Genomic DNA, 11,637 nt, shown 5'->3' on the forward strand with positions numbered 1-11,637 from the left:
AAAGACGTATTTTTCTATAACTGGTCGGATTACATCGCCGAAAATACGATAGAAAATTTTCAGAAAGAAAGTGGTATTAAAGTTGTATATGACGTGTTTGATAGCAACGATGTGCTCGAAGCAAAGCTACTCGCGGGACGAACTGGGTATGATATTGTTGTACCATCTGGCGATTTTATGGCGCGTCAAATCCAAGCAGGCATCTATCAAAAGCTAGATCTTTCGAAGATCCCAAATGCAAAAGGCCTCGACCCTCATGCCATGAAAATCATCTCAAGCCTAGACCCAAACAACGAACACGCGATTCCTTATATGTGGGGCACCACAGGGATCGGCATTAATGTAAATATGGTCAAAGAACGCCTAGGCGAAGACTTCCCTTTAGATAGCTGGAATTTGATTCTCGATCCCGAAGTATCGAGCAAGTTGGCCGACTGCGGCATTACCATTTTAGATGCATGGGATGAGTTTGTTCCTTCCGTCTTGAATTACCTCGATGAAAACTCTCAGAACCAAAACGCTAAACTTTTGAAGTCTGTGGCAGAGCCTGCTTTGAAAAAGATTCGCCCAAATATTCGCTACTTTCATTCCTCTCTTTATATTAATGACCTAGCAAATGGTGATGTCTGTGTTTCTGTTGGTTGGTCAGGCGATATTCTGCAAGCCATGGATCGCGCTTCAGAAGCAGAAAATGGTGTTGAAATCGCTTATATCATTCCTAAAGAAGGCGCTGCCATTTGGTTTGACTTAATGCTGATCCCTAAAGATGCACCCAACGTAGATAACGCTCACGCACTGATTAACTACTTGATCGATCCAAAGGTTATGGCGGATATCACTAATTATGTGTGGTACCCGAATGCGATACCGGCATCAAAAGAATTTATCGATCCTGAAATCTTAGAGGATGAATCAATCTACCCACCACAAGCGGTGCTCGACAAACTCTTCCCTGCACCGATTAATGGCCCGCGTTATGACCGCGCAGGTTCACGCATGTGGTCAGCATTTAAAGCCGCGAAATAAGCTGTATCAAACTGGGGTCAGACTACTTTTCTGACCCTAATTTTTTGCCCCCAACTTTTTAAAGTCTATCTATTTTTAGGAAACCACGGAAAGAACATGTTGGTTGTTTCTTGGTATTCCTTGTACCCCGCTCGGCGTTGTACAGAATAATACTCCGCTGGCTTTGCGCCAGTCAGGTATACCAAAGTGATGTACAACATTACCGATGCAAACAATGCGCAGATACCTAAGCTAATCCAAACTAATGGTGTCTCTACACTTTGAATTGCCAACCAAGATGGTAAAGTCGCAACGACAATCCCCGTCCAAACTAGCCACTCAGAAAAGTAGTTAGGGTGACGGCTATACTTCCACAAACCTATATTGCAAACGCCCTTTGGATTCTTTGAGATGAAATACATCTTCTGCCCATCAGCGACAGATTCGCAAAGATAAGCCAAGCCCCAAAGACCGAGCCCAACATATTCCCAAACACTAATTCCTTCAATAGAACTGGTCGCAATTAAGAAGCCGGGAACCGCCAACACAGTCATATTGGCAAAGCCTTGTGCGACGGCCTCACCCAGCATGTGTGCATTCGTGAATTTGGAACCGCTCTGATCAAGCATAGTGCGGCGATAATCGTAACGCGGGAATTCATATTTGAAGATCACACCCGTGGTTTTAGCCATGGTTAGAGCACCTAAGCCCATACGCAATCCGATAAACAAATACACCGCACCGACCACAGTTTGTCGCACCGGATCTGCATCGCCCATCATCAATATATGCGCGCCAATTAAGGCGACACCAAAAGGCCAAGCAATATCAACGAAAGACATACGCCTAGTGATCAAAAATGGAATCACGACCACGCAGAAAAACAACACGCCCTGGGCAATCGCATTCGATACAAGCATGTCATATAAATTACTTTGAGATGTCCCGAGAATCACCGCCAAGAAGGCAAAGAAAAGAAGATTCAGACCAACAGCCATTGTCTACTCCAAGTTTTATAATTATTAGAAGGCTTCATAAGCGCACTAAGACTAAACCTTAGCTGCTTCTAATGCGACCTAAACAATGAAAATGACTATTCCAGATGGGGATATCACTTGCTCTTCGAGCAAAGTGATAAGGATAATGTTCGGTTTGGAATAACATGTAATCAAAAACTACAACATTATGTCGAGCATCATCGAGCTAGCACCCCCAACAACCAGAACCACTGTCATTGATGGCATAAAAATTCGCTACGACTATCGTGAGGGAACAGGCAAACCCATCGTTTTTCTGCATGCCACGGGCTTTAACAAAGCGGTTTGGTATGAGGTGGTAAAACACCTCGAAAACCCAGTTTACCTTTTTGATACTCCCGGACATGGGCAAAGCGAGCATCCAAATGATGAGTTTCAATGGGATAGAACTGCGCATTGGCTAGCAGAGATTATCGACACATTAGGGATTAAAAATGCACTCGGTGTAGGCCATTCGATGGGCGGCCAGTTAATGCTCTCTATCGCACATGACCACCCTGCAGCCTTTGATCAACTGCTGCTATTAGACCCTGTAGTACTGCGTGAAAACGCACTGCAATTTCTACAATCAATGACAGACCATCCCGTTGCAAGACGTCGCAATGAATGGGAATCGTCAGAAGAGCTGAACGAGGTATTTTCAGGGAAAGCGCCTTTTGTTAGCTGGGATCAACAAGTACTCATCGATTATTGCAATCAAGCCTTGAAGCCAGCAGCAAAAGATAGCGGATACAGTCTCGCCTGCACACCATCCCTAGAAGCTTGTGTATATCGCAATTTAGGGTCTGATCTACTTTTATATAAGCTCAGAGACATCAACACTCCGACGCAGATTATTCGCGCTCGTGCTAAACGCAAGGATGACCATCCACTAAGCTTTGAGTTCTCCCCAACACGAGATGATCTTGTTGAGTTACTTACTAATGCTACGGACGAACAACTGGCAGAGTGGAGCCACTTTTTCCCAATGGAACAACCTGAGTGGTTGGCGCGACGAATTAAAGAATTGCTTGGCAATCACTAAGTCTGATCATGACTTAGCAACGGCCTTAAATCGTCCAGCTTATCAAACAAATGCCAGATATATTGATTGGTGCCATTCACTCTGTGTGGATGTAAATCTGCCAGCTCGGGATCATTCCGATAATGATCAAAGGCTTCTTTAGTTTCCCATTCCACCAATATCATCGCCGGGCGCGGAGAGATATCGCCCTGTATAGATTCACGAAATTTTCCGAGCGAGACAACACGCCCACCATGCGACTGAATCTCTTTCGCTGCTCGTCGCGCGTAGGCTTTGTATTCAGAGGCATCTTTAATATTGAAAAGGTTGAGAACATAGACCGGCATGCGTATCACGTCCTACTATTTTTTTTGGCTTAGTGTATTGCAAACTCAACAAAGCATCTCAACTTAATTAGCGTTTTGAGAAACTTTGAAATCTCAGATAAATCAAGGCGTCAAGCACATACTACATAGAACACCTATTCGTTCAAATTAACTAGAAAAGTCCTGCAAAGCAGTTTGGAGCAATCTAGGGTAAACATAGGTCTCTGATAACTAGGAAGAAGTATGCAAGTAGTATTCAAAATGTTCGTCGCTTCATTGGCATTCGCCATCATCACGGGTTGCGCAACGCGCGATGCTTACAAGGGTGAAGAAAAAACCTCTAACGCAACATTAGGCAGTGTCATTGGTGCGGTGAGTGGTGCAGTCATCGGCGCTGCGACGTCTAGCAAAGGTGATAGAAAGAAAGGCATTTTAATTGGGGCAACCGCTGGGGCTTTAGCCGGAGGTGGTGCCGGTTATTATATGGATCAGCAAGAAGAACAATTGCGCACAAAACTCGAACGCAGCGGAGTGCGCGTTCAACGAAATGGGAATGAAATTACTCTAATAATGCCCGGCAAGATCACCTTCGATGTATCTAAATCAAGTGTGCGACAGAACTTCTCTGAAGTGCTCGATTCTATTGCGTTGGTGCTAAAAGAGTTCGATAAAACAGCGATTGAAATCACTGGTCATACCGACTCAACAGGTTCCGCATCGTTTAATCAAACCCTCAGTGAACAACGTGCAGACTCGGTGAAAGCACAACTTATAGCCCGCCAAATTTCGAGTGGCCGCGTGCACTCAAAGGGATTAGGTTTTCGTGCTCCGATTGCAACTAATGATACGGCGCAAGGCCGACAAGAGAACCGTCGTGTTGAATTAAAGTTGCTTCCGATTTAAAACAACCGTGCCCTCTTCCGCTGTTGATTGAGGGCTAGTGTTTATTATTACCAAATGACTTTGGAGAATAGCCATGCCAGCGTTTGAAGGCATGGCTAAAGTTTGCGGCGTCGCTATATCCTAGGCGTTCTGATATTTCTTCTAGCGTCATATTTGTACTGTTCAAATATTTAGCAGCAAGTTCACTTCGAAACGTATCCAAAATACTTTGATACGATTCCCCTTCATTCGTTAATTTTCGTCGAAGCGTTCTTGAACTCATAGTCAGTGATGCCGCGCATTCTTCCATATCGGCGCGATAAAGCGGTGTAGAAGACAAATACGCCAAGACTTGATCTGCGATGCTGACCTCCTCTCTCAATTGAGGTCTGATCTTCTCTAATTGCTCCATGCATAACTGCATCGCCAATTCATTATGCTGGGGTAGCTCTTTGTGCAATTTTTCACTCAAGAACAGAATTTCATTATGTGGCTGATCAAACAAAACGCGACAAGAAAACAAGGACTCGTAATACGATAAGGGTTTTGTCATCGGGCCCGAAAAACGAATTTCATCAACCGGCGATTCATCTTGCAGCAAAACACGAAACAGTACGAAGGACGCAGATATATCGCGCTCTATCATGGGCATCTGAAGATCACCAAGATCTCTTGCCTGTGAAATTCTCAAACCGGAATATTGATTATCTTCAACCAATACAATGCGATTGTAGGTATAGGTGAAGTCAATAAACTGAATTCCGAGTTCAATCGCTTTGCCGAACGTTGAGCTGCTGATCAGCGCAAGCCCCCATACACCATAACTTGGTAGATTTAAGTTGAAACCTGCCTCAAGCAGGACATTTGAATCATCAGATGCAGATAATAAGTTACGATAAAACTGCAACTCTTCTTTTGATGAAGCAGTCTCTTTTGGATTCGCTAAACGCGATTCTTCAATACCAGTATGACTTAGCAGCGTTGATCGAGCATGGCCCTTCGACTCCATCCATTTGAGCATTTCCACCAAGCCGATGATCGAATGACGGACATCCATAATGAACACCTATCAATATTATTATTTGGTTAAGAGCATAAGATCTCTGTCCGAAATTAACAAACAAGTTTTCCAGATCGAACATGTCTAAGAGGCCTAACTATTTATTAAGCTATCTAATCAAAGAACCGAGAAGAAACGAATACAACCCTATAAGACAACTTCGTCACGAATGAGGTAGCCATATGAATAACAATAATTTCGATTACATCATCATCGGTGCAGGATCCGCAGGGAGTGTGTTAGCACATCGATTATCTCAAGACCCAAATAATTCGATACTCGTTTTAGAAGCCGGTCCCGAAGACAAAACACCAATGATCAAGATTCCAGGTGCCTTTGCCTACTTCATGTATAGCCGCAAATATAACTGGCTATACGACTCTGAGCCAGTTCCGGACATTCGACATGGTAAACCTGTTTTTTGTCCTCGCGGCAAAACACTGGGCGGCAGCAGTGCAGTGAATGCGATGGTATATATTCGAGGACATCGCTCTGATTATGATCACTGGGAAAGCCAAGGAAATCCGGGATGGGGCTTTGACAATATGTTGCCCTACTTCAAAAAATCAGAGACCAATGAGCGCGGCGGCGATGCCTACCATGGCGACAAAGGCCCATTATATGTATCGAATACTCACAGTGCCTACCCGCTAAATGACTGTTTTATAAATGGCGCTGAACAAGCGGGCTATCCGATTACCGATGACTTCAATGGACCACAATTTGAAGGGGCGGGCTATTACCAATTTACGATCAAGGATGGTGAACGTTGTGGCGTCTCACGTGCCTACTTAAAACCGGCACTTCATCGAAATAACCTATCTGTGGAATGTGAGGCCTTTGTCGATAAGATCCTCTTCGAAGGCAAAACTGCAGTAGGTGTCGCGTATACGAAAAATGGTGTGAGTCATGAAGTGAAAGCCAACAAGGAAGTATTGTTGTGCGGCGGTGCGTTCAATTCACCACAGACTCTTATGCTCTCTGGAGTTGGCGATAAAGAAGAGTTAGCTCAGCATGACATCCCAGTTGTACATGACCTTCCAGGTGTCGGTAAAAACTTGCAAGAACATGTTGATGCTTGCGTATTAGTGAAGAGCAAGAAAAAAGACGGGTTCTCCACGACGCCAAGCGGCCTGTTAAAAATGCTTCCCGACGTCTTTAAGTATTTTGGTTCTAAGAAAGGGAACCTAGCTAATTCAATCACACAGGCTGGTGCGTTTTTGAAATCTAGCCCAGAAGTTGAAGTACCTGATATTCAAATGCACTTTGTGCCTTTATTGTTTGATGATTGCGGGCGTGACTTACGCTTACTCAGCCAGCATGGATACACCTTGCACGTCTGTGTTTTACGTCCGGAAAGTCGCGGCACTGTCAGTTTACGATCTGCTGATCCACGAACGCCAATCAAGATCGATTTCAACTTCCTGACCCAAGAGAAAGACATTAAGACCTTGGTCAACGGGATAAAAGTAGCGCGCAACATTCTCAAAGCCAAAGCTTTTGATGAGCATCGAGGTGAAGAGATTCACCCCGGTGCAGACGTCACATCAGATGAAGCGCTCCTGCAAAAATGTAAAGACCGCTTAGGCTTGGTATATCACCCATCAGGAACCTGCAAGATGGGTAGCGACCCGATGGCTGTGGTAGATAGTGAATTGCGTGTTCACGGTATCAAGAACCTGCGCGTAATTGACGCGTCAATCATGCCAACCGTCACCAGCGGCAATACCAACGCTCCTGTAATCGCAATTGCAGAAAAAGCGGCTGATATTATTTTGTCACCAGCAACGAAGACAACACAGGCTTCGGCGGATAGTGAAGCAGCCATCGCAGAACCGGTTCTTTAATTAAGTTGTCAGTATGTCCGTAGCTCTTCAAATTGATCAGTCGATAGGCAACACGCCTATCGACCATATTCCTCATGATGACTTAACTAAGGGAAGCTAAACGAGAATAAAATCTTGCATCATGATTTGTTCTCCACTACTCCGCTAATACGGTTCATTCCCTAAATAATCAGCCAACTCTGCTATCTGTTCATTCGATGCGAACATGACGCCGCAATGATGCATGTAGGTACTACCGGGAGGATTGAAGAAAAAGTCTTTACCAGAAAAGTCTTTGGCGTAAGCGCCCAGCTCACTGAAGATGCAGGCAGTCGCGGCGAAGTCCCATGCGCTGCCACCACCAGTTTTGACACGCGGCGGTTTAAAATAGGTCGATGATGGAGTCTGCAGAACAGCAATCGCGCTCATCACACCGCCGGCATCGCTAAAGCGCTCAACCTTGTTATAGCCTTTATTTTCCGCCCACTGTTCAAGCTTTTGCCAAGCCTGCGCGAAGGCCTCACTCTCTATAAAACTGCAGTCCAATTGAACATTTAAAGTCTTGATTTGCCCTGTGTCAGGAGCACTAGCACTGAGCGTCCAAGGCTTTCCGTTGTGGCATGCGCCCTGTCCTTTAACAGCAGAATACAGGTCTTGCTTAACTGGGTCGTACACTACGCCAATCACTGGCCCGCCCTGTCGAGAGATCAAAGAAATAGCAACTGAATAACCATGCACTTTTCGAGTAAATGCAAGCGTGCCATCTAGAGGGTCAACACACCAGAAATAATCTTTCTCGAGTCGAGCGCCATCGTCTTCAGTCTCCTCGGTAAGCAGTGCAAAATCATAGCGTTCTGCACTTGCAGCCAGCTTGCTTCGAATTAAGGCATCGCACTTAAGGTCAATCTCGGTCACGACTTGCGTGGCCAAACTCCCGCCTGTGTCTTTATGCTGTACATCGATTTCACGCGTAGCACCCGCAGCAATCACCTCTCCCGCAGCCAGGGCTGCATCACAGGCGACCTCAAGTAAATGCAGTAAATCAGCTTCAGTTAAGTTCATCTACAACCTCTTTACTTAGGCGTTCGCTGTACGAATTAATTTTCCAATGACCGGGACTCCAACCTTTCACAAAGCGATGAAAATCAGCCCACGCATACTTAAACAAAGGACGCCATGAAGCTTCGATTTCTTGTACAGAGTATCGCGCCAAATGCATTGCAGAGTATCGATCAAGCGCGTCAGCAAAAGCCAAAAAATAATCATCAAGTAAGGCTGCCTCATACTTTTCGCAGTCATCTTCGTAGAGACATGAACCGATGAAGTAAGCTAGATCTTTCATGCCACACCCTGCCCCGACATATTGAAAATCAACCGCCGCAACCTTTGCCCCATCTTCAGAAAAACAGAAATTCGCTAGCTTCGCATCACCATGAAGTAGTGTTTGAAAAGGGCTTGCTTTGAGCTTTTGATCAATAGCTCCAGCAGCACTTTTTAGCGCCAGATCATCCAGCGCATCTAATTCATCGGGACGCGTTTCAAGATGCCAATACGTACCTGACGGCCACAAGCCTTGTGGCTGAACACCCATAAATCGCGCATGAAAATGAGCAAGCCATTGAATACATGGCTGCATTTGTTGATAAGTTAATGAGTCAAAACGTCGCGAAAAACTCACGGCATTTAGATCTTCTAGAATGATCAAATACTCAGCGTCAGGATCAAGCTTCGACTCATCAATAGGGAACGTTCGAGGCACTTGGCAATAGTCATCACATTGCCCAGCAAAATGCTTATACCAATTCGTTTCAACTTGATAAGAACGCACTTTGCGTTCATGCGATCGATTGGTATTCCATCCTCGCGGGTGCGCAATATCATCGGGAAGAGTGACGTGTTTGACGATCAAACTGGGTAGCTCTCCACCATCAAATCGATAGCGTTTGATAGCACCATAGCCACTCCATAGGCTCTGTACTTCTTCTACAGAGCGAATGCTCTGCGATCCAGCAATAGTGAGTAGTTGTTGCTCTAAGGCATCCACGTAAACCGTCAGTCCCTAACTAATTCTTCGCAAACAAAAATGCACCGGCACCCATCATCATGGAACCAGCACTACGATTCAAACGTTTAACAGCCAGTTCAGACTTAAACCACTCGCGCGCTTTTGCCGCAAAGATCGCAATCGACATCATTCCGATCATCAACGCAAAAAGCGTCAGAACAGATGCCAGAGCGATATCTGCACCGGTTAACACCGTCAAATCCATAAAGGTTGGCAAGAAGGCGATGTAGAACAGAATCACCTTTGGGTTAGAGGCAGAAATCAAAAAGCCTTGAATAAAACTTGCGAGTGCATTTCGTTTTTGACCGGTCGAATCTTCAGGGTCTAAGACAAGGGGTGCATTCCACATCTTCCAACCGAGATATACCAAGTACACCGTACCAACAATGCGGATGACGGTAAACACCTCACTCCATTTCGAAGCAATCACTGCAAAACCTAAACATGCTGCAATTAGATATAAAATATCACTGATCGTCATGCCTAGAGCCATAGCAAAACAAGAGCGAGAACCTTGCACAAGCGCCTTTGCCATCAACGCAAATACGCCTGGCCCTGGTGTGACACCAAAGACAAGAACCGCAAAGAAAAATGCCAATGCGCTTTCAAACGTCATCTCTTCACTCCGATATAGCGAAAACTTTAGAAAAGATATTAAAACACAAAAGCTCGGTTAGACCTTAGGTGACACGCAATTAAATCATGCGTTTGGAGAGAGGGTTTTATCTATCACTCGGCCCGTCTGTAGACAGTTCTACCATCCTTTATCGTTTCTAAAACTTGAATGTCTTTTAGAATTTCCGGTGAAAGCTCTAAAGGGTTTTGGTCAAGGACGATCATATCGGCACGTTTACCGACACTAAGAGTGCCTTTGGTATCTTCTTCGAACAACATTTATGCCGCATGTTCAGTTACACCTTTTAACGCAACATAAGGACTAACACGCTCATCTTCGCCAATCACAGCCCCTGAACGCGCTACCCGATTCACCGCGCTGTGCAGGCCCGGCATTGGATTGATCGGCGTGACAATTTCATCTGAGTGATTCGTAAACTGAATCCCTTTTTCATGAGCGGTATGAATAGGGCTTAAGAAAAAAGCACGTTCATCGCCTAAGTTTTCACGATGCACATCACCCCAAAAGAAGGCATGATTCGTAAAGAACGAAGGCAACATACCGTAGTCGCGATATTTGATTAACTGATCTTCTCGGACGAATTGGGAATGCACAACGACGGTTCTGCGATCGGCATCCAATGGTTGACCAAGACGCTTCGACTCTTCTTCATGTGCTCTTATCACCATGTCGATGGCAGCATCTCCATTCTCATGCACAAAGATCTGAATACCCTTCTCATAGGCTAAGCCAATTAGTCGATTCAACTCATCCTGTGGACCATGAGGAAAACCTACACAGTCTTTTTCGCATCCCAATACTGGCGTTAAATATGGTTGAGTGAAGTAAGCCGTTTTGCCTTGTAGCGAACCATCACCAATCAGTTTTATACCTTGAACCTTGAGCCCATTCTTATAGGTCTTAAATTCAAGATCGTCGTTCTTCAGGCTCGCATATCCATGCAGTGTCACAAGATCAAAATCGAGCTTTTCTTCTGCAGCAAGACTCCTGAAAAATGCCATGCTAATAGGGTCTGTCATGCCATCTTGTGCCGTGGTCACCCCAAAAGACAAATAGTGCTCCTGTGCCTTTGGGAATAACTCAGCTTTCTTGCCTTGAAACTCTTCAATAGCCTTGCCTGCAAAATAGTACATTGATATTTCTTGAACGAGGCCAGTCGGCGTTTTGCCATCGTCGAAGCAAATAATTCTTCCACCAATCGGATCTCTCGTATTCTCATCGATACCACCTTGTGCCAATGCCATAGAATTGGCCACACCCATATGACCACTCACATGCTGGAGATACACCGGATTATTCGGAAATGCTTTATCTAGCTCTATCTTGGTGATGTGCTTGCCTTCAGCTAGTTGGGTTTCGTCATAGCCCCATGCAAATATCCACTCGCTCAGCTTAATACCGAATGCATCGCGGTAGTTTTCTAAGGCGACAATGATGTCTGAGAAATTAGTGACCGTTCCTGCCGGAGGTGGCGCCACGTTGGCTTGCCCTATCGCACTAATCATCATTCCAAAATGACTATGAGGATCAATAAACCCAGGAAGCAAAAGCTTTCCTTTCAGGTCTCGTGAACTGGCCTCGGGATAGTTTGTCTTTGCTTGCTCAAGATCCCCTGACGAAAACAATCACACCATCTTTGACGACGAGCGCTTACACGAAGCTTGGTGACTTCCCTTCCATAGTAAGAATCGGCCCGTTGCTAAAAAGCATCGCTTTGTTTGCTTCCGCACCACGATCATCAGCTACCCTGGTGGAGGTCCATATAAATAGACACAAGCAGAAAAAGAAAAACGAGA

The 11,637-nt window shown here is 45.1% G+C and carries 10 protein-coding genes and 1 pseudogene; 4 read left to right on the plus strand and 7 right to left on the minus strand.

The features are described 5' to 3' along the window. Nucleotides 1–1,026 (plus strand): polyamine ABC transporter substrate-binding protein (locus A3762_RS21385; protein WP_068757522.1); only part of this gene is annotated, 1,026 nt, incomplete at its 5' end. A gap of 65 nt (nucleotides 1,027–1,091) precedes the next feature. Here the strand turns inward: A3762_RS21385 and A3762_RS21390 are convergent. Further along, nucleotides 1,092–2,003, minus strand: coding sequence for a DUF1295 domain-containing protein (locus tag A3762_RS21390; RefSeq protein WP_068757524.1), 912 nt, complete (start codon nucleotides 2,001–2,003; stop codon nucleotides 1,092–1,094). Between the two features lie 187 nt (nucleotides 2,004–2,190). Between A3762_RS21390 and A3762_RS21395 the strand changes: the two genes are divergently transcribed. After that, nucleotides 2,191–3,066, plus strand: coding sequence for an alpha/beta fold hydrolase (locus A3762_RS21395; protein ID WP_068757525.1), 876 nt, complete (start codon nucleotides 2,191–2,193; stop codon nucleotides 3,064–3,066). Here A3762_RS21395 and A3762_RS21400 read toward each other — a convergent pair. Beyond that, nucleotides 3,063–3,392, minus strand: a complete 330-nt coding sequence (locus A3762_RS21400) for a DUF1330 domain-containing protein (RefSeq protein ID WP_068757526.1) — start codon at nucleotides 3,390–3,392, stop codon at nucleotides 3,063–3,065. The genes A3762_RS21395 and A3762_RS21400 overlap by 4 nt on opposite strands. 222 nt (nucleotides 3,393–3,614) lie before the next feature. On the opposite strand from A3762_RS21400, the gene A3762_RS21405 reads away from it, so the two are divergent. Next, nucleotides 3,615–4,274, plus strand: coding sequence for an OmpA family protein (locus A3762_RS21405; RefSeq protein WP_068757528.1), 660 nt, complete (start codon nucleotides 3,615–3,617; stop codon nucleotides 4,272–4,274). A gap of 34 nt (nucleotides 4,275–4,308) precedes the next feature. Here A3762_RS21405 and A3762_RS21410 read toward each other — a convergent pair whose 3' ends face one another. Further along, entirely contained in the window at nucleotides 4,309–5,310 is a 1,002-nt protein-coding gene (locus tag A3762_RS21410) for an AraC family transcriptional regulator (RefSeq protein ID WP_068757529.1), read from the minus strand. A gap of 185 nt (nucleotides 5,311–5,495) precedes the next feature. On the opposite strand from A3762_RS21410, the gene A3762_RS21415 reads away from it, so the two are divergent. Further along, entirely contained in the window at nucleotides 5,496–7,160 is a 1,665-nt protein-coding gene (locus A3762_RS21415) for a GMC family oxidoreductase (RefSeq protein WP_068757530.1), read from the plus strand. A 144-nt stretch (nucleotides 7,161–7,304) separates the two neighbouring features. Here the strand turns inward: A3762_RS21415 and A3762_RS21420 are convergent, their stop codons facing one another. From A3762_RS21420 to A3762_RS21435, 4 genes and pseudogenes are all read right to left on the minus strand, one after another. Beyond that, nucleotides 7,305–8,201, minus strand: coding sequence for a 3'(2'),5'-bisphosphate nucleotidase CysQ (locus A3762_RS21420; RefSeq protein WP_068757532.1), 897 nt, complete (start codon nucleotides 8,199–8,201; stop codon nucleotides 7,305–7,307). Continuing rightward, complete coding sequence (locus A3762_RS21425; RefSeq protein ID WP_068757535.1) at nucleotides 8,188–9,183, minus strand: phosphotransferase family protein; 996 nt, start codon at nucleotides 9,181–9,183, stop codon at nucleotides 8,188–8,190. The genes A3762_RS21420 and A3762_RS21425 overlap by 14 nt, the downstream gene beginning before the upstream one ends. A 19-nt stretch (nucleotides 9,184–9,202) precedes the next feature. Then, nucleotides 9,203–9,820: a LysE family translocator gene (locus A3762_RS21430; protein ID WP_068757537.1), complete on the minus strand. Its 618-nt coding sequence runs from the start codon at nucleotides 9,818–9,820 to the stop codon at nucleotides 9,203–9,205. Nucleotides 9,821–9,933: 113 nt separating this feature from the next. Further along, a pseudogene (locus tag A3762_RS21435) lies at nucleotides 9,934–11,466 on the minus strand (amidohydrolase). Nucleotides 11,467–11,637: the final 171 nt, after the last annotated feature.

This window comes from Oleiphilus sp. HI0125, assembly GCF_001635355.1.

Coding starts and splice junctions, on each gene's coding strand:
- A3762_RS21400 (WP_068757526.1), bottom strand. CDS start 3,392: ATGCCGGTCTATGTTCTCAACCTTTTCAATATTAAAGATGCCTCTGAA.
- A3762_RS21415 (WP_068757530.1), top strand. CDS start 5,496: ATGAATAACAATAATTTCGATTACATCATCATCGGTGCAGGATCCGCA.
- A3762_RS21420 (WP_068757532.1), bottom strand. CDS start 8,201: ATGAACTTAACTGAAGCTGATTTACTGCATTTACTTGAGGTCGCCTGT.
- A3762_RS21395 (WP_068757525.1), top strand. CDS start 2,191: ATGTCGAGCATCATCGAGCTAGCACCCCCAACAACCAGAACCACTGTC.
- A3762_RS21430 (WP_068757537.1), bottom strand. CDS start 9,820: ATGACGTTTGAAAGCGCATTGGCATTTTTCTTTGCGGTTCTTGTCTTT.
- A3762_RS21405 (WP_068757528.1), top strand. CDS start 3,615: ATGCAAGTAGTATTCAAAATGTTCGTCGCTTCATTGGCATTCGCCATC.
- A3762_RS21410 (WP_068757529.1), bottom strand. CDS start 5,310: ATGGATGTCCGTCATTCGATCATCGGCTTGGTGGAAATGCTCAAATGG.
- A3762_RS21390 (WP_068757524.1), bottom strand. CDS start 2,003: ATGGCTGTTGGTCTGAATCTTCTTTTCTTTGCCTTCTTGGCGGTGATT.